Here is a 19,099-nt window from a genome sequence, read left to right as displayed (position 1 = left end):
AATCAAATATAACATAATTCTAAAATGTCTGGTTACAAATTCTAGATTAATTTTGCGCCTTATAAAACTGATTTTTACATTTTTGTCACATGTTATCATTCCTCAAATCAAAACCCATTTTAAAAGACCTGCTTGGCGGAAATTTTGTAGATATTCATTCTCATGTTTTGCCAGGGATTGATGATGGAGCAAGAAACATTACAAAATCAACAGAATTGGTTTTGTCTTTGCAAAAACTTGGAGTTTCTCAAATTATTACATCGCCTCATATTAAACATTATGTATGGGAGAATTCTCCAGAAATTATTGCGTCCAAACTTCAGGAAACCCAAAAAGCTTTAGAAGAAAATAAAATTAAAATGCCTCTTCAGGCTGCGGCAGAATATTTTATAGACAGCTGGTTCGAAAATCATTTCAAAGAAGAAAAACTTCTGACTTTAAAAGACAATTATGTTCTAGTTGAAATGTCTTATCAAAATGCTCCTTTAAATATTTATAAAACTATTTTTGAGATTCAATTAGCTGGTTATATTCCTGTTTTGGCACATCCTGAACGTTATGTTTTTTATCACAATGCGTTTTCTGAATACGAAAAATTAAAAAATGCGGGGTGTATTTTTCAACTAAATTTACTTTCTACTGTAGATTATTATGGCTCTAAAATCGGGAAAATTGCTGACGAACTTTTAGCGAAAGGAATGTACACTTTTTGCGGAACCGATGTTCATCATAAAAAACACATCGAAGCTTTTGACGAAAAATTAAAAATTAAAAATATTGATTCTTTAAAAGAGATTATTGCTAACAATCAATTTTTTAAATTCTAAAAAAGCTTAGTAAGCGTTTTCCTCACCTTTAAAAATATTGATAACAGTTTTTACGATAATCTTTATATCAAGCAAAAAGCTCCAGTTTTCGATGTACCAAATATCATATTCTACTCTATTTTCCATATCGCTTAGAACTTTTGTTTCGCCTCTAAAGCCATTTACTTGCGCCCAACCCGTAATTCCCGGTTTTGCATATTGGCGCACCAAATAATTATTGATTAAATCACTATATTCTTTGGCAAGATTAACCATATGCGGTCTTGGCCCAACAACCGACATGTCTCCAAAAAAGACATTGAAAAACTGAGGTAATTCGTCGATACTAGTTTTACGAATAAAGCCACCAAATCTAGTTATACGACTATCTCCTTTTTGTGCCTGTTTATTATGAGCAAGACCATTTATATACATGCTTCTAAATTTCAGACATGTAAAAGATCGATTATCTCTACCCGATCTTTCTTGTTTAAAAAACACAGGACCAGGCGATTCTAGTTTTATAATAATCATAATAATTGGAAACAGCCACGGAAAAACCAGCAAGATTACCAAACCTGAAAAACAAATATCAAAAATCTTTTTGAGAAGTCTGTTTGAAGCAAATTCCAGAGGTTCTGGACGAAACATTAAAACAGGTGTGTTTTCATAAAACGCAACTTCTACTTTACTTGCTTTTGTATACAGCTGAAAATCTGGAATAAATTTAATACGAACCATGTTCTGTTCACAAATTTTGGTTAGTTCGTTAATGATTTCGATGTTGTCAATATGCAATGCCACATACATTTCATCTACTTCATTCTCGTTCAAAAATGCTTTAATAGCTTCAAAATCTCCGATAATCAAATTGGGATCAACAATTTTCTGATCCTTTTTTTCGTCAAAAAATCCTAAAAAACGATATCCGTAAGTCAAATCTTTCGCTAGTACTTTTCGAATTTTTTCTCCAGACTCGTTTACGCCAACAACAATAAAGGTTTTAAAATTATATCCTTGCGCTCGAACATATTTTAAAAGTTTCATTGAAAAATATCGGGAAAACATCAGCAATCCAAAAAATATCAGGTAGAAATAAAACAAACGAAGTCTTGAAATATCATTATATTTTAAGTAAACAACGAATATTGAAACCAAAGCGGCATGAATTGAAATCTTTTTGATAGTTCTCCACAATATCGATTCTATTGGTTCTACCCTAACACTTCGATTGGAATCTTTTTGGAGCAATAATGCCACCCAAATTAAAATGGCTACAAGCGAAATGGTTTTTTCATCTTTAGACAGTAATTTATCCAAATTTCCAAATCTTGCCAATGCCGAAAGTATAGTTGCGAGATTCAACAAAACAATATCGACTACTACAAACAAAAGTTTATAATAACGTGAAATTCGATAGTGCGATAATTTTTGTAGAATTTTCATGTCGGGGGCTTGATTTTATCCAAAAGAATAAAAAAGACTTTTATGCAAAATAACACTTAAATTATATTTTTTTTATACTTATTTCATTCTATTATTTAAAACTTTACTTTTATCTTATGCAGACTTAACATTGCACTCATGCTAAAAATTGTTTTTTTCTTTTTAACAATCACCACTTCGGTTTACGCCCAAATTTCTGGTTGCACAGATCCACAGGCAGAGAATTACGGTTTGTCATCTAAACAAAATAATGGAAGTTGCACCTACAAAAATTTGAAACTCACGCCAGAATATTCTTTTCGATTAAGTGATTCTATAAAAGAAACTTCGGGATTAATTGCTTTTGAAAATTTACTTTGGACACACAATGACGATCATGACACTACAATTTATGGTTTAGATACTTTAGGAAGAATTAAAAAGAAAGTTGTTCTTCCGGTAGTTATCAATCATGATTGGGAAGAAATCTCTCAAGACGATACTTATATTTATATCGGCGATTTTGGAAACAATTATGCTGGAAATAGAACCGATTTAAGAATTCTTAAAATCGAGAAAAAGTCTTTTCTAGAACAAAATCCAAAAATAGAAACCATTTCATTTACTTATTCTGATCAAACTGATTTTTCTCCTTCAAAACCAAACAAAACCGATTTTGATTGTGAAGCTTTCATTATTTCCAAAGACAGCATTTACTTGTTTACCAAACAATGGAAAACGTCTAAAACTACTATTTATGCACTTTCAAAAGAATCTGGATCTCAAATTGCAAAATTAAAATCGACATTAGACACAAAAGGTTTGGTCACTGGCGCCACCTATTTGGAGAACAAAAAACTAATTGTTTTGTGCGGCTACACTAAAATTGGAAAACCTTTTTTTCATCTGCTTTACGATTTTAAAAATCAGGATTTCTTGTCTGGAAATAAACGAAGAATCGATTTAAGACTTCCTTTTCATCAAGTAGAAGGAATTGCAACAAAAGACGGACTTCATTATTTTATTACCAACGAATCTCTCGTTCGAAAACCTATTTTAAACAATCCGCAACAAATTCATTATTTTGATCTGAGTTCCGTTCTTGGTTTGTATCTCGATAAATAATTCGCTATTGTAAGATAATAGTTTACTTTTGCAGAAAGTTATGTTTTAGAATACACCATAACTCATAATTTATAACTTATAATTACAAAGTGAATTACTTATCTGTAGAAAATATATCGAAGTCATTTGGCGAAAGAGTCCTTTTTGACAACATTTCTTTTGGAATCAATAAAGATCAAAAAATCGCTTTTATTGCAAAAAATGGTTCTGGAAAAACAACCATTATGAGCATTATTAATGGTTTGGAAGAACCAGACACGGGACAAGTTGTTTTAAGAAAAGGAATTAGAATGGCATTTCTGTCTCAAGACAACAACCTTCAAGATGAACTTACGATTGAAGAAAGCATTTTCGCTTCAGACAATGAAACGCTAAAAGTTATTGAAGCTTACGAAAAGGCTCTAGAAAATCCTTCTGACGAAGAAGCTTACCAAAAAGCTTTTGATGCAATGGACCAACATAATGCTTGGGATTTTGAAACACAATACAAGCAGATTTTATTCAAATTAAAACTGGAAGATTTTAAACTTAAAGTGAAAAATCTTTCTGGAGGGCAGAAAAAACGTCTTTCATTAGCAATAATTCTAATCAATCGTCCAGATTTATTGATTCTAGATGAGCCAACCAACCACTTAGATCTTGAAATGATCGAATGGCTTGAAAGTTATTTTGCAAAAGAAAACATTACGTTGTTTATGGTAACGCACGACCGTTTCTTTTTGGAACGCGTTTGTAATGAAATTATAGAATTAGACAACGGAAAATTATACCAATACAAAGGAAACTATTCGTATTACTTACAGAAAAAAGAAGAAAGAATCACTTCTGAAAATGCCAGTGTTGACAAAGCCAAAAACTTATTTGTAAAAGAATTAGAATGGATGCGTCGTCAGCCAAAAGCGAGAACGACTAAATCAAAATCGCGTCAGGATGACTTTTACATTATTAAAGAAAAAGCACAAAGCCGACGTAAAGAAAATAAAGTTGAGCTTGAGATAAATATGGAAAGAATGGGAAGCAAGATTATTGAGCTTCATAAACTTTCTAAGAAATTTAAAGATCGTGTTATTCTAGATAATTTCAGTTTTGATTTCCAGCGTGGAGAAAGAATCGGAATTATTGGTAAAAACGGAACTGGAAAATCGACTTTCTTAAATCTTTTGACAGGAACAATTCCGCCAGATAGCGGACGTGTTGTAAAAGGAGATACTATCAAAATTGGTTATTATACACAATCTGGAATTAATCCAAAACCGGGACAGCGTGTTATTGACATTATAAAAGAGTACGGAGAATATATTCCGTTGACAAAAGGAAAGATTATTTCTGCATCGCAATTATTAGAGCGTTTCCTTTTTGATGCTAAAAAACAATACGATTATGTTGAAAAATTAAGCGGTGGAGAATTAAAACGTTTATACTTGTGTACAGTTCTAATTCAGAATCCGAACTTCTTGATTCTCGATGAGCCAACAAACGATTTGGATATTGTGACTTTGAACGTTCTTGAAAGTTTCCTTTTAGATTATCCTGGATGCTTATTGGTGGTTTCTCACGACCGTTATTTTATGGATAAAATTGTCGATCATTTATTTGTTTTTAGAGGACAAGGCGAAATCGAAAATTTTCCTGGAAACTATTCTGACTTTAGAGCATATGAAGACAGTGCAGATGTTGCTCAGAAAGAAGAAAACAAAGCCGAAAAGAAAGATTGGAAACAAAATAATCCAACAGGAAATTTAAGTTTTAACGAGCAAAAAGAATATCAGAAAATCGAAAGAGAAATTAAAGATCTTGAGGCTGAAAAAGCTAAAATCGAACAATTATTCTCTGACGGAAAAGTTGCCGACGCTGATATTGAGAAAAAAGCAAACGAACTTCAAAACATTATCAGTAAGATTGATGCAAAGGAAGAACGCTGGTTTGAACTTTCTGCCAAACAGGAAGGATAGACTGACTTCAATTTGGTTACACAAAGATTATCTTTCGCTTTATTAAATATTAAAAAAATACCCTAAATGAAAAAATTATTAGCTGCCGTATTTACCTTAACATTATTTATCTCTTGCAACAGCACAGAAAAAGACACACCTGTTACTCCTCCAAAAGATTATAGTGCAGAGAATGACAAAGAAATCACAGATTATCTGACTAAAAATAATTTGACTGCAACAAAAAGTACTACAGGTCTGTATTATATAATTAACGAGCCAGGAACAGGCGCGCAACCAACCGCTACTTCAAAAGTCACTGTTGCATACAAAGGTTATTTTACCAATGGAAGCCTATTTGACAAAAGTACAGATAGCGGATTGACTTTTCCTCTTAATGAAGTTATTAAAGGTTGGACAGAAGGAATTACTTATTTTAAAGAAGGAGGAAGCGGCGTTCTTCTTATTCCTGCACATTTAGGTTACGGAAGTTCTCCTCGTCCTGGAATACCAGTTGGATCAGTACTTCTTTTCGACGTAAAATTGATTAAAGTAAACTAACATCCAATAGCTAAATTTCTAGATGTTCTTTCAAATTAAATCTTATCTAACTTTTCTTTGGCATTCTAAAAACGAACATGCAGTGCATTCTCCATTTGTTTTCAGCCTGTTAACTAAATGCTTTTATGATAAGAAATCTAAACCAGAATACGCCATTCTAAAAAAATACAGAAAATCGCTTTTAGAGAATAAAAATTTCATTGAAGTAACCGATTTTGGAGCAGGTTCAAGAGTTTTTAAATCAAATAGAAGGCAAATTTCTAAGATCGCAGAAACAGCAGGAATTTCGCCAAAACGTGCAGAATTATTGTTTCGCGTAACCCATTACTTTCAGCCTTCAACTATTCTAGAAATAGGAACATCTTTGGGTTTAGCAACTGCTGCATTAGCTTTAGGAAATCCGAAAGCGAAAGTAGTAACAATAGAAGGTTGTCCAAATACTGCAAATATTGCTCAAAATCAATTAACTGAATTTGATTGCAGTAATGTAGAAAATGTAATTTCTGAATTTGAATCTTTTTTGATTTCTGAGAACATTCAAGCAACAAATTATAATCTGATATATTTTGACGGAAATCATTCTAAGAAAGCGACTTTAGAATATTTTGAACTTTTATTGCCAACAATCGACAATGATTCTGTTTGGATTTTTGATGATATTCATTGGTCAGAAGATATGGAAGAAGCTTGGGAGATTATAAAAAATCACCCAAAAGTAAAAGTCACCATTGATACTTATCAGTGGGGATTTGTATTCTTTAGAAGAGAACAGCCGAAAGAGCATTTTACAATTAGAACATAAAAAAAGACGATCAGAAATGATCGTCTTTTTTACTAATTCAAAATTTTAAAATCTTATTTTTTTGCTTCTTTATTTTCTTCAGATTTAGCTCCCATTCTGTTTATCTTATACATTGGTGCAAATTTAATTTTCAAACCAGCAATTTTTCGGTTATCCTCAGCTGTCAAACCTTCTTTTTCAACTGTATTTTTACGGCTGTCAAGAGCTTCGTACATTAACTTAATTTCATCCCAGTCTTCTCTAGAATATTTGTCTTTATTATTTTCTACAGTATGAACAAACTGCTGATAAACGCTATGAATATTTTGGGCGTTAACCCAGCTAAAACTCATATCATCACCAATTCTTCCTGCACCAAACAAAGCATCTCTTAACTGCTGTTTCGGACTAGGAGCTGGAGGGGCAAATTGGGCGGTCATTTCATTTTTAAATTCCTCGTATTTAATTTTACTTGCATTTATTTTCTCTGTTGCTGCAGCATTGTCTTTAATGTCTGCTAATGCCGCTTGCGCTTCTTGAGATCTTCTATCGTACTCTGCTTCTACACTTTTCCAATTGTCTTTTAAATCGGCTGCGGCTACATTTTTAACAGAGTCAACATATACAACGTAGTTATCTACTGTTTTTTGAGCTTTTTCTTGTTTCTCGTCTTTACACGATGTTAACCCTAATACTAATAATGCAATTCCTGTAGCTATTTTGATATTTTTCATAATCTTGATTATTTAATTAATTGATTAATCAAATTTACTAAACCCAAGACGCAAAAAATTACATTATTATCATGTTTTAAAAATTAAAAATATCTTAAATCTATAAAATTAACAAAATAATGACAATTATATAAAAACAATTCAAAAACATATAACTCATTTCTATTTAAAAAACATATTCTTTTAAAACTTTATTTCTGAAAGCGTTTTTGTAACAAAAACCAATTCTCAACTACTTATAATTTTTATTGAAAAGTGTTTTGTACTTTTAAATCCAAAATTGTAAAAGGAAATGGCTGAACCATTAATTAAAATAACCGACATTAGACGAAATTTTATTTTGGGCAATGAAACGGTTTATGTTTTAAAAGGAATAAATCTAGAAATACAAAAAGGCGAATATGTTGCTTTAATGGGACCTTCTGGATCTGGAAAATCAACATTAATGAATTTATTAGGCTGTTTGGACACGCCAACCTCTGGACGTTATATTTTAAACGGAAAAGATGTCAGTCAAATGAAAGATGATGAATTGGCCGAAATTAGAAACAAAGAGATTGGTTTTGTTTTTCAGACATTCAACCTTTTGCCTAGAACTACTGCTTTAGATAATGTTGCATTACCAATGATTTATGCCGGTTACGGCAAATCTGAAAGAATTGCGCGTGCCACCGAAGTTTTAAAACAAGTTAATTTGGCCGACAGAATGGATCACCAGCCGAATCAGCTTTCTGGAGGACAACGCCAGCGTGTTGCCGTTGCAAGAGCTTTAGTCAATAAACCTTCGATCATTCTTGCCGATGAACCAACAGGAAACTTAGACAGTAAAACTTCTGTAGAAATAATGAAACTTTTTGGAGATATTCACGCACAAGGAAATACTGTAATTCTTGTAACTCATGAAGAAGATATTGCTGCTTATGCACATAGAATTATTCGTTTGAGAGACGGTTTAATTGAAAGCGACACGAGAAAAACTGTTTAATCGTTTATTTGGTTAATAGTTTAATCGGAAAAAGAAAAACTTATAATTTCAGTTCAATCCAGATAAACTCTAGGCATAGAATCTAGAAAAATAAGCTCAAAGAAGAGAAAACTTAGCATCTCAGAATCTTAGCATCTTAAAAAAAATGAAAGTATATACCAAAACAGGCGATAAAGGCACAACGGCGCTTTTTGGAGGAACCCGTGTACCGAAAGATCATATCAGAATTGACAGTTACGGAACCGTTGATGAGTTGAATTCTTATATCGGACTAATCCGTGATCAAGAAATGGATTCGCATTATAAAACGATTTTAATCGAAATTCAAGATCGACTTTTTACTGTTGGTGCCATTTTGGCAACTCCACAGGAAAAAGAAGTTTTGAAAAACGGAAAACTTCGCTTAGAAAATCTCGGAATAATTGATTCCGATATTGAATTGCTCGAAAACGAAATAGACAAAATGGACGAAAGCCTTCCGCCAATGACGCATTTTGTTTTACCGGGAGGCCATCCAACTGTGTCACATTGTCATATAGCACGCTGTATTTGTCGCAGAGCAGAACGTTTAGCTGTGCATTTAAGTCATAATGAACACGTTCCTGAAATAGCAATTACGTACTTAAACCGACTTTCTGACTACCTTTTTGTCTTGGCACGAAAGTTGTCCTCAGACTTAAAAGCGGAGGAAGTGAAATGGATCCCAAGAAAGTAAAAAAACTTTCTTAAAATTTCAATTTTTTAAAATCCCAAATTCCAAGAAAAATTAAAAATTCTTTGAATTTAAATTTCACATAAAAGCTTTAAAATAGGAGGATTTAAACTCCTTTTTTGGAATTTGAAATTTAAAAATTGGGATTTAAAAAGAGACGTTCTTAAATTTTATTAAAATAAATCAAAATTTACTTGTCTTTTTCAGTAAAAAATTTATTTTTGCACAAACTAAACAGATAACAGATGTATTGGACATTAGAATTAGCATCTTATTTAAGTGATGCGCCATGGCCTGCTAACAAAGACGAACTTATAGACTACGCTATTAGAGCTGGTGCTCCATTAGAAGTAGTAGAAAACCTTCAATCAATCGAAGATGAGGGTGAGATATATGAATCAATGGAAGAAATTTGGCCTGATTATCCAACAGACGAAGATTATCTTTGGAATGAGGATGAATATTAAAAAATAAACCAAAGAAAAAAGTCTCTCATCATAGAGACTTTTTTTTTGGTTCAAATACATATTATATAATAAAGAAATACAATAAATCATGAGTTTCATAAACAGTATTATTAAAGTCTTTGTCGGCGATAAGTCGCAAAAAGATGTCAAAGCTTTACAACCTTACTTAAATAAAATTAAAACATTCGAAGCTCCTTTAATGAGTCTTTCAAACGACGAGTTAAGAGGAAGAACCGTTTATTTTAAAGATAGAATTAAAGAAGCTAGAGCTGATAAAGATGCTAAAATTGCTTCTTTGAAAGCAGAAGTAGAAAACATCGAAGACATCGATAAAAGAGAAGACATTTATGATGCAATAGACGCTCTTGAAAAAGAGGCTTATGAAATCTCTGAAAAAACTTTATTGGAAATTCTTCCAGAAGCGTTTTCTGTAGTTAAAGAAACGGCTCGTCGTTTTAAAGAAAACTCTCATATTGAGGTTACTGCAACTGCAAAAGACCGCGAATTCTCAGCAACAAAATCATACATTACCATTGATGGCGAAAAAGCGATCTGGGCAAACAAATGGAATGCTGCTGGAAAAGATATCACTTGGGACATGATTCACTATGATGTTCAGTTAATTGGTGGTATGGTATTACACGAAGGTAAAGTTGCCGAAATGCAAACAGGAGAAGGTAAAACTTTGGTTGCTACACTTCCTCTTTACTTAAACGCTTTGACAGGAAACGGAGTTCACTTAGTAACAGTGAATGACTACTTAGCAAAACGTGATAGTACGTGGAAAGCGCCTTTATTCGAATTCCACGGTTTATCTGTAGATTGTATCGACAATCACCAACCAAGTACAGAACAAAGAAAGAAAGCTTACGATGCTGATATCACTTACGGAACTAACAACGAGTTTGGTTTCGATTACTTAAGAGATAACATGGCGCACTCTCCAAGCGATTTAGTGCAGAGAAAACACAATTTCGCAATTGTCGACGAGGTTGACTCTGTATTAATTGATGATGCTAGAACGCCGCTTATCATTTCTGGACCAGTTCCTCAGGGAGATCGTCATGAATTCAACGAATTGAAACCAAAAATTGAAAACTTAGTTGCACAACAACGTCAGTTAGCAAATGGTTTCTTAGCTGAAGCTAAAAAATTAATCAAAGAGGGTAATACTAAAGATGGAGGTTTCCAATTATTAAGAGCTTACAGAAGTTTACCTAAAAATAAAGCATTAATTAAATTTTTAAGTGAAGAAGGAATTAAACAATTGCTTCAAAAAACTGAAAATCAATACATGCAAGATAACAATCGCGAAATGCACAAAGTTGACGAAGCTTTGTATTTTGTGATTGAAGAGAAAAACAATCAAGTAGAATTAACAGACAATGGTATTAAATACCTTTCTGGAGATACTGATGCAGATTTCTTCGTTTTACCAGACATTGGAACAGAAATCGCTGCGATTGAAAAACAAAAATTAGACAAAGACGCTGAAGCGGAAGCTAAAGAAAGATTATTCCAAGATTTTGGTGTAAAAAGCGAGCGTATCCACACTCTTACTCAGCTTTTAAAAGCGTATGCTTTATTCGAAAAAGATGTAGAGTACGTTATCATGGACAACAAAATTATGATTGTCGATGAGCAAACAGGTCGTATCATGGACGGACGTCGTTACTCTGACGGTCTTCACCAAGCGATTGAAGCAAAAGAAAACGTAAAAATCGAAGCTGCAACTCAAACTTTCGCAACTGTTACATTACAGAACTATTTCAGAATGTACAACAAGTTGGCAGGTATGACGGGTACAGCGGTTACAGAAGCTGGTGAGTTATGGCAAATCTATAAATTAGACGTTGTTGAAATTCCAACAAACCGTGGAATTGCAAGAATTGACAAAGAAGATTACATCTACAAAACAACACGTGAGAAATTCAATGCTGTAATCGAAGATGTTACTGAATTATCTCAAGCTGGAAGACCAGTATTAATTGGAACAACTTCTGTAGAGATTTCAGAATTATTAAGCCGTATGCTTAAAATGAGAGGAATCACACACAACGTATTGAATGCTAAAATGCACAAGCAAGAGGCACAAATCGTTGAAGAGGCTGGTAAAGCTGGAGTTGTAACTATTGCAACAAACATGGCTGGTCGTGGTACCGATATTAAATTATCTCCAGAAGTAAAAGCTGCGGGAGGTTTAGCAATCGTAGGTACAGAGCGTCATGATTCTCGTCGTGTAGACAGACAGTTACGCGGTCGTTCTGGTCGTCAAGGAGATCCGGGAAGTTCTCAATTCTACGTTTCTCTTGAAGATAACTTAATGCGTTTATTCGGTTCTGAAAGAGTTGCGAAAGTAATGGACAGAATGGGATTGAAAGAAGGTGAAGTTATCCAACATTCTATGATGACTAAATCTATCGAACGTGCTCAGAAAAAAGTAGAAGAAAACAACTTTGGTGTTCGTAAACGTTTATTAGAATATGATGACGTAATGAACTCTCAACGTGAAGTAGTTTACAAACGTCGTCGTCACGCATTGTTTGGAGAGCGTTTGAAACTGGATATTGCTAATATGCTTTATGATACTTGCGAATTAATTGTAAGTAACAATAAAGTTACAAATGATTTCAAAGGATATGAGTTTGATTTAATTCGTTATTTCGGAATCACATCTCCAATTTCTGAAGCTGATTTCACAAAATTATCAGATATCGAAATTACTGGAAAAGTATATAAAGAAGCTTTAGCATTCTATACTGAAAAAACAGAAAGAAGTGCAAGAGAAGCTTTCCCAATTATTAAAGGAGTTTACGAAGAACCAAACAACCATTTCGAAAGAATTGTAGTTCCATTTACAGACGGAATCAAAACTTTAAATGTTGTAACTGACTTGAAAAAAGCTTACGATAGCGAAGGTGCTCAATTGATTGCTGATTTCGAGAAAAACATCACTCTTTCTATTGTTGATGAAGCTTGGAAGAAACACTTGCGTAAAATGGACGAATTGAAACAATCTGTTCAATTGGCTGTTCACGAGCAAAAAGATCCATTGCTTATCTACAAATTAGAAGCTTTTAACTTGTTCAGAGGAATGTTGGATAACGTTAACAAAGAAGTAATTTCATTCTTATTCAAAGGTGATTTACCAGCTCAAAATATTCCTGAAATTCACGAAGCAAGAGAAGTGGCACGTCCAAAAGAAAATTTACAATTAAGTAAAGACGAAATTCCAAATAGCGAAAGCATCAACCGTGAAGCTGGAGAAACTCAACAGCGTCAAGTTACTGAAACTATCGTTAGAGATATGCCAAAAATCAACAGAAACGATACTGTTGTAGTTCAAGAAATTGCTACTGGTAAAACAGAAACAATGAAGTACAAAAAAGCTGAAGCTTTAATCGCAGCTGGAACTTGGGTTTTAATTAACTAATAAGAATCCAATCTAAATATAAAATCCCCGATTACTAAAGTAGTCGGGGATTTTTTGTTTTTTTTTATTTTGCCACAAATTACACAAATTCGCACTAATTTTTCTGCAAAAAATTAAAACGCGATTCGTATAATTCGTGGCGAACAAATTATCTCGGATTATCTTGATAATAACGTTCTTCAATTCGTTTTATATCTTTTATAGAGTTTTTCGCCCAAAGCAAACGTTTTACTAAAATTTCTTCATCAGTCAATTTCCAATCAATATTAGATCTTCTAAGTCTGTTTGTTAAGCTTTGAATAATAATCGCTGCCGAAACCGAAATATTTAAACTTTCTGTAAAACCAACCATCGGTATTTTTAAGAAACCATCTGCGTTGTCCATAATTTCTTTTGACAAACCTTCTTTTTCTGTTCCGAAGAATAATGCGCTTGGTTTTGTAATATCAAAATCTTCCAACATACAATCTTTTTCGTGTGGAGTTGTGGCAATAATTTGATATCCTTTGCTTTTAAGATCAGAAAGGCATCCAGAAACCGAATCAAATCGATTAATATCAACCCATTTTTGCGCGCCTAAGGCAATTTCTTTATCGATTCTTTTTCCAAAACGCTGCTCAATTACATTTAATTCCTGAATTCCAAAAACTTCGCAGCTTCGCATTACCGCGCTTGTATTGTGCATTTGATAAACATCTTCTACTGCAACTGTAAAATGTTTTGTTCTATTTTCTAGTACTTTTAAAAAATTAGCTTTTCTATTTTCTGTCAATATATTTTCTAAGAATGCGAGGTAATCTAAATCAATCATTTTATTTATGTTTGGCGCAAAAATAATAAATAAAAGAGAAAGAAGTCTTCTCCTTATTTTCAGTCAGCTAAATCTTCAATCAAATTGGCATTAAGCTTTTCGTGCAAAACGTTGAGCTGAGATAAATTCGCAGACAAAACATCATCTTTATAAGAATCTCCATTAAAAACTGCACTTTCATTTTTAGAATGTCTTTTAAGACGTTCCAACATCACATTTAGTTCGTTCTCAGAATAATCGACATTAATAAAAGTTACAAATCGTTCTATAACATTTTTCATTCCGTCATTATAATTGAGCATTATTACATTTTGGTCTATTTCATAAAAATCTAGAAAACTTTGAAAATATTTTTCTAAAACCAAAACTTGATATTGCCGAAAGCTTAATTTTTCATTTTCCGCCGAAGTAATTCCAAAAACACTTAACGGAATTATATTAGGAACCATATGCATGCCCGCCATCTTTTGATGAGATCTTAAAACTTCTCCTGGATTTCGATACAATAATGCAAAAGGAGTCTCAGGAAAAATAGATCTTAAATATGAACTTTTAAAAACACTCCAAGCATCTAGTTTTATAATTAAATGTTTTTGTTCGGGAAATCTTTTCTGACCTAAGAATTTCAAAACTGATTTCAGTAAAAGCGTTTTAGTATCCTCATCAAAAGCGTCAGTTCTTAGAATCTGATCGATTATAGAGGCTTCAGAAACCATTATATTTTCAGAAGAAGTTGCAAGAGACTGACTCAACATCGTAGATCCGCATCTTGATACATGAAAAACCAATCCCTTTAACTCAACAAAATCTAATTCTTTAGACCAATCAATACTATTTTGTATTGTACTTATAAATTTAAATTGCTTCGAATTATAATTATGACTTTGGCATTTCGCAATAGTTTCATCAAAAAAAGGATCTATAAAAGGCACGTCTGCTAAATAAAGCCATTCGAAATAAATCTGATTATCATTTTCAATCAATTTAACCGGAATCCAATTCGAAATAAGGTCTTTTACATTTTCCATTTTATGAGTTCATTTGCGATTGAAGTTCGGCAATAATCTTCGTATTAGTTTCTGAAGGATTTCTAGAAAGCTCTGCTATAATTTGTCGTTTTACCTCTTCTGAATATTCATATTTCGACACATAATTCAAATCAAAACCTATTTTAGAAAACAATAGATCAGACCATTCATTTCTTATGCAATCTAATGTTAAGTGAATTCTAGGCTCTTTGCTTTTGTTCTCCACACTATGTGGCAATTGAAAATTGGCGTACCAACACTCCCCCATTTTCATTGGAACCAATTTATGATCTACATAAAAATAAACTTCAGAATTGGTAATAATAGGAACATGAATCCTGAAAAAACCATCTTCATAAGAAGTGTCATTATCTACATGCTCTTTAATTTCGCTTTGAGGTCCGAGTCTTAATAATCTCACGGCTTCTTTTTCGCATTGAAACCAATCCATTATTTCCTTAAAATAAGAACAATCGTCAAGCAAAGGCGTATTCTTATATTCTTTATTCGGAAAAGAAAGAATATCATTTTCTAATCCCGATTGCGATCGCAAAGAAACACTTGTCCAATTTCCTTCATATCGATTGGTATTAAAATGTGGTGTCCACAGATTTTTTTCGCAAACCAATAAATCATTTTGCAGTTTATCTACAGAAAAAGAAATAGGAAGCTGGCAGGAAGAAGGATTCATAATCTTAAGAGTTTAAATTGCTAAGTATAAAATTGTAGAGTTTATTGGTAGAAACCGAAACTGTTTCTGCATCTGTTTTTAATACTAAATCTGCTTTTATAGGAATTTCAAAAACATCACTTATTCCTGTAAAACTTCTAATTTTATTTTGATCATTATCGGGCAATAATGCTCTCTTGTATAATCCTTTCGGATCTCTTTCGATCAAATTAGTAATGGCGCAATCCAGAAATACTGTTTTAACAAATTCAAAAGATCTTAATTCATTTCTAAGGTTTTCATACGGATTTATAACCGACATCAAAACGATTTTATCTTCTTCGATCAAACTTCGGCCAACATTAAAAAGACGTCTCACATTTTCGTAACGATCTTCTTTAGAAAATCCTAAATCTTTACAAATTGTCTGTCGGTAAATATCGCCATCTACAATTTCGGCTTCATAATTATTTTGAAGCAAAAGATGTCTGACATTTTCTGCCAGCGTCGTTTTTCCTGAACCAGATAAACCTGTAAACTGAATTAAAATCATTTTAACATCACTTTTTTAAAACGCATCATTAAAAATAAGTAATTCAGAATGAGAGACAAAGAGTATAAATACGGATTATTTTCTTGTAAAAAGAATCGCCAAACCTTGCTATTTCTTAAGTTTTTAAAGATAGAAATCACTATTTTTATCTTTTAATAAACAAAAATGAAAAAGAAACTTGTTGTTTTAACAGGAGCAGGAATTAGCGCCGAAAGCGGAATTAAAACTTTTCGTGACAGCGATGGATTATGGGAAGGACATGATGTAATGGAAGTTGCCACTCCAGAAGGCTGGTACAAAAATCAGGAATTGGTGCTGGATTTTTATAATAAAAGACGCCAGCAGTTAAAAGAAGTAAATCCGAATTTGGGTCACATAATTTTGGCTGAATTGGAAAAAGATTTCGACGTACAAATTATCACTCAAAATGTTGACGATCTTCATGAGCGTGCAGGAAGTACAAACGTTTTACATTTGCATGGCGAATTATTAAAAGTTAGAAGTACGCAGAATAAAAATCTAATTTTAGATTGGACTGAAGATTTGCATACAGGAGATTTAGATAAAAACGGAAATCAACTACGTCCACATATTGTTTGGTTTGGCGAAGAAGTTCCTGCACTCGAAGAAGCTATTGACATTACCGAAACCGCAGATTATTTTGCTGTAATAGGGACTTCACTGCAAGTTTATCCAGCAGCTGGATTAATCGCATATACACCAAGTACAACTCCTGTTTTTTATATTGATCCAAAACCAATTGCGATTCCGAATCTTCGAAATAAAGTCGAAACAATTGCAAAATTTGCTTCTGAAGGGGTTGCCGATATGAGAGAAAAATTATTGACCTTAGAAAAAACAACATGATTTTTGAAAGCTGGTTACAGCAATTATTTCCGTTTAATCTATTCTGGCTTTTTGTTTTCTTTTTAATAGAAAACTCACTGCTAGTTGTTTTATCAATTTTAATTGGAAAAATATTGGAACCTGAAAACACTTTTTTAAAGCATAAAGATCGAAAATGGGTGCTTTCTACACTGCTTTGCAATACATTAATCACTTTAATTGGTTTCGAATTATATCGCTACGGAATCTTGAAAATAGATTTTTCGGCATCTATTAAACTTTTCATTTTTGATACACTTTTATTGATTCTTTTGATGGATCTTTTCATGTTCATTTTTCATTATTTGGTACATCATTTAAAATGGCTTTACCCAATTCATAAACTGCATCACACACATGTAGAAACCAATGTTTACAGTTTGTATGTTCTACATCCTATTGAAACTTTAGGTTTTGGATTTATTTGGCTGTTTTTAATTACGATTTTGAAGTTTAATTATCTGAGCATCATTATTTATCTCATTCTAAATCTGTCTTATGGAATATTTGGGCATTTAAAAAAAGATATCTTTCCATCTTTCTGGTACAGTAATTACTTTACAAAATGGATTTCGACTACTAGATTCCATAATGATCATCACAAAAATGAGTCACACAACTATGGTTTTTACTTCACAATTTGGGATAAAATTTTCAAAACCATAATTTAAGCATCAATATAGCTTTCAGAAGTTTTAACAATACCTTATATTTGCACCTTTCGAAAAAACAACATCACAATGACTACTCTAAACGAATTGAATGCTATATCTCCAATTGATGGAAGATATAGAAATAAAACTCAAAATTTAGCACCTTTCTTCTCTGAAGAAGCTTTAATAAAATACCGCGTTTTGGTTGAAGTGGAATACTTCATTGCGTTATGCCAAATTCCGTTGCCTCAATTGAAAGGTATTGATTCTAGCTTATTTGAAAGCTTGAGAAACATCTACAAAAACTTCTCAACAGAAGATGCGCTTTGGATTAAAGAAACAGAGAAAGTAACCAATCACGACGTAAAAGCGGTTGAATACTTTATTAAAGATGCTTTTGAAAAATTAGGTTTATCTCAATACAAAGAGTTCATTCACTTCGGATTAACATCTCAAGATATTAATAATACTGCTATTCCGCTTTCTACAAAAGAAGCGTTTGAGCAAGTTTATATGCCAACCTTAATTGCTGTAATTGCAAAATTAAAAGAATTAAGTGTTGAATGGAAAGACATTCCAATGTTAGCGCGTACACACGGACAACCAGCTTCTCCTACTCGTTTAGGGAAAGAGATTTTGGTATTTGTTGAGCGTTTAGAAGAGCAAATGCGTTTGTTATTCAATATTCCGTTTGCAGCTAAATTTGGCGGAGCAACAGGAAACTTTAATGCACACCACGTAGCATACCCACAAATTGACTGGAAACAATTCGGAAATAAATTTGTTGAAACAGATCTTGGTTTAAAACATTCATTCCCAACAACACAAATTGAGCATTACGATCATTTTGCTGCTTTCTTTGATGCTTTAAAAAGAATCAACACTATTATCATCGATTTAGATCGTGATATCTGGACGTATGTTTCAATGGATTATTTCAAACAAAAAATCAAAGCTGGAGAAATTGGTTCATCTGCAATGCCACATAAAGTGAATCCAATTGATTTTGAAAACTCTGAAGGAAACTTAGGAATTGCAAATGCTATTTTTGAACATTTGGCTGCTAAATTGCCAATTTCAAGATTACAGCGTGATTTAACTGACAGTACTGTTTTACGTAATGTTGGTGTTCCTTTTGGACATACTATTATTGCTTTTGAAGCGACTTTGAAAGGTTTAAATAAATTACTTTTAAACGAAGGTAAATTTGCTGAAGATTTAGAAAAAAACTGGGCAGTTGTAGCAGAAGCTATCCAAACAATTTTACGTCGTGAAGCTTATCCAAATCCATATGAAGCTCTAAAAGGTTTGACTAGAACCAACGAAGCAATTGACAAAAATGCAATTCATAACTTCATTGCAACTTTAGAAGTTTCAGACGCTGTTAGAGCAGAATTATTAGCAATAACGCCTAGCAACTACACAGGAATTTAAGAAAAATACCAAATATTTTACCAAAAAAAGCTATCTTTATCGAGATAGCTTTTTTTATTTAACTCGGAGTAGTCCAGATTACTTCACTTAGCTTTATTTTCGTTG

At 32.7% G+C, this 19,099-nt stretch carries 18 protein-coding genes; 12 read left to right on the top strand and 6 right to left on the bottom strand.

What is annotated here, in order from left to right; all coding sequences use genetic code 11:
• Positions 1 to 89 precede the first annotated feature (89 nt).
• Positions 90 to 827, top strand: coding sequence for a tyrosine-protein phosphatase (locus AC1Q5Z_RS16015; protein WP_343589663.1), 738 nt, complete (start codon positions 90 to 92; stop codon positions 825 to 827).
• 6 nt (positions 828 to 833) lie between these two features.
• Here the strand turns inward: AC1Q5Z_RS16015 and AC1Q5Z_RS16010 are convergent, their stop codons facing one another.
• Positions 834 to 2,252 (bottom strand): undecaprenyl-phosphate glucose phosphotransferase, encoded by a 1,419-nt coding sequence (locus AC1Q5Z_RS16010; protein ID WP_233074209.1) that lies wholly within the window; start codon positions 2,250 to 2,252, stop codon positions 834 to 836.
• 138 nt (positions 2,253 to 2,390) lie between these two features.
• On the opposite strand from AC1Q5Z_RS16010, the gene AC1Q5Z_RS16005 reads away from it, so the two are divergent.
• The 4 genes from AC1Q5Z_RS16005 (at position 2,391) to AC1Q5Z_RS15990 (ending at position 6,650) form a co-directional block, all read left to right on the top strand.
• A complete protein-coding gene (locus AC1Q5Z_RS16005) occupies positions 2,391 to 3,356 on the top strand; it encodes a T9SS C-terminal target domain-containing protein (RefSeq protein WP_492445883.1) in 966 nt (321 codons plus the stop codon).
• Between the two features lie 89 nt (positions 3,357 to 3,445).
• Positions 3,446 to 5,308 (top strand): ABC-F family ATP-binding cassette domain-containing protein, encoded by a 1,863-nt coding sequence (locus tag AC1Q5Z_RS16000; RefSeq protein ID WP_343589669.1) that lies wholly within the window; start codon positions 3,446 to 3,448, stop codon positions 5,306 to 5,308.
• 66 nt (positions 5,309 to 5,374) lie between these two features.
• Complete coding sequence (locus tag AC1Q5Z_RS15995; RefSeq protein ID WP_343589671.1) at positions 5,375 to 5,848, top strand: FKBP-type peptidyl-prolyl cis-trans isomerase; 474 nt, start codon at positions 5,375 to 5,377, stop codon at positions 5,846 to 5,848.
• Positions 5,849 to 5,870: 22 nt separating this feature from the next.
• On the top strand, positions 5,871 to 6,650 hold the full coding sequence (locus AC1Q5Z_RS15990) for a class I SAM-dependent methyltransferase (RefSeq protein ID WP_343589673.1): 780 nt from the start codon (positions 5,871 to 5,873) through the stop codon (positions 6,648 to 6,650).
• Positions 6,651 to 6,703: 53 nt separating this feature from the next.
• On the opposite strand, the gene AC1Q5Z_RS15985 is transcribed toward AC1Q5Z_RS15990, so the two are convergent.
• Positions 6,704 to 7,363 (bottom strand): DUF6565 domain-containing protein, encoded by a 660-nt coding sequence (locus AC1Q5Z_RS15985; protein WP_198858332.1) that lies wholly within the window; start codon positions 7,361 to 7,363, stop codon positions 6,704 to 6,706.
• A 292-nt stretch (positions 7,364 to 7,655) separates the two neighbouring features.
• Between AC1Q5Z_RS15985 and AC1Q5Z_RS15980 the strand changes: the two genes are divergently transcribed.
• The 4 genes from AC1Q5Z_RS15980 to secA all read left to right on the top strand — a co-directional run bounded on the left by AC1Q5Z_RS15980 (position 7,656) and on the right by secA (position 12,960).
• Positions 7,656 to 8,348 (top strand): ABC transporter ATP-binding protein, encoded by a 693-nt coding sequence (locus tag AC1Q5Z_RS15980; protein ID WP_343589675.1) that lies wholly within the window; start codon positions 7,656 to 7,658, stop codon positions 8,346 to 8,348.
• Between the two features lie 145 nt (positions 8,349 to 8,493).
• A complete protein-coding gene (locus AC1Q5Z_RS15975; RefSeq protein ID WP_095931074.1) occupies positions 8,494 to 9,063 on the top strand; it encodes a cob(I)yrinic acid a,c-diamide adenosyltransferase in 570 nt (189 codons plus the stop codon).
• Positions 9,064 to 9,305: 242 nt separating this feature from the next.
• The gene (locus AC1Q5Z_RS15970; protein ID WP_007138072.1) at positions 9,306 to 9,527 is read left to right on the top strand and encodes a DUF2795 domain-containing protein; all 222 of its coding nucleotides are present in this window, start codon (positions 9,306 to 9,308) and stop codon (positions 9,525 to 9,527) included.
• Between the two features lie 88 nt (positions 9,528 to 9,615).
• Positions 9,616 to 12,960 carry a preprotein translocase subunit SecA gene (secA, locus tag AC1Q5Z_RS15965; RefSeq protein ID WP_343589678.1) on the top strand — a complete coding sequence of 1,115 codons (3,345 nt, stop codon included), beginning with the start codon at positions 9,616 to 9,618 and terminating at the stop codon, positions 12,958 to 12,960.
• Positions 12,961 to 13,108: 148 nt separating this feature from the next.
• On the opposite strand, the gene AC1Q5Z_RS15960 is transcribed toward secA, so the two are convergent.
• The 4 genes from AC1Q5Z_RS15960 to cysC are packed head-to-tail and all read right to left on the bottom strand — an operon-like array spanning position 13,109 to position 16,022.
• A complete protein-coding gene (locus AC1Q5Z_RS15960) occupies positions 13,109 to 13,771 on the bottom strand; it encodes a TrmH family RNA methyltransferase (RefSeq protein ID WP_198858328.1) in 663 nt (220 codons plus the stop codon).
• 59 nt (positions 13,772 to 13,830) lie between these two features.
• On the bottom strand, positions 13,831 to 14,799 hold the full coding sequence (locus AC1Q5Z_RS15955; protein ID WP_492445879.1) for a sulfotransferase family protein: 969 nt from the start codon (positions 14,797 to 14,799) through the stop codon (positions 13,831 to 13,833).
• Position 14,800: 1 nt separating this feature from the next.
• Entirely contained in the window at positions 14,801 to 15,490 is a 690-nt protein-coding gene (locus AC1Q5Z_RS15950) for an aspartyl/asparaginyl beta-hydroxylase domain-containing protein (protein WP_492445878.1), read from the bottom strand.
• Between the two features lie 4 nt (positions 15,491 to 15,494).
• On the bottom strand, positions 15,495 to 16,022 hold the full coding sequence (gene cysC, locus AC1Q5Z_RS15945) for an adenylyl-sulfate kinase (RefSeq protein ID WP_492445877.1): 528 nt from the start codon (positions 16,020 to 16,022) through the stop codon (positions 15,495 to 15,497).
• A 165-nt stretch (positions 16,023 to 16,187) separates the two neighbouring features.
• Here cysC and AC1Q5Z_RS15940 point away from each other — a divergent pair, with 165 nt between their 5' ends.
• From AC1Q5Z_RS15940 to purB, 3 genes are all read left to right on the top strand, one after another.
• Positions 16,188 to 16,889, top strand: a complete 702-nt coding sequence (locus AC1Q5Z_RS15940; protein ID WP_492445875.1) for an SIR2 family NAD-dependent protein deacylase — start codon at positions 16,188 to 16,190, stop codon at positions 16,887 to 16,889.
• The gene (locus AC1Q5Z_RS15935; protein WP_492445873.1) at positions 16,886 to 17,578 is read left to right on the top strand and encodes a sterol desaturase family protein; all 693 of its coding nucleotides are present in this window, start codon (positions 16,886 to 16,888) and stop codon (positions 17,576 to 17,578) included. The genes AC1Q5Z_RS15940 and AC1Q5Z_RS15935 overlap by 4 nt, the downstream gene beginning before the upstream one ends.
• Before the next feature lie 69 nt (positions 17,579 to 17,647).
• A complete protein-coding gene (purB, locus tag AC1Q5Z_RS15930; protein WP_343588763.1) occupies positions 17,648 to 18,994 on the top strand; it encodes an adenylosuccinate lyase in 1,347 nt (448 codons plus the stop codon).
• The last annotated feature ends 105 nt before the right edge of the window (positions 18,995 to 19,099 follow it).

This window comes from Flavobacterium sp. GW823-FHT06G12, assembly GCF_058794775.1.
This window is presented reverse-complemented; position numbering and strand designations above follow the sequence as displayed.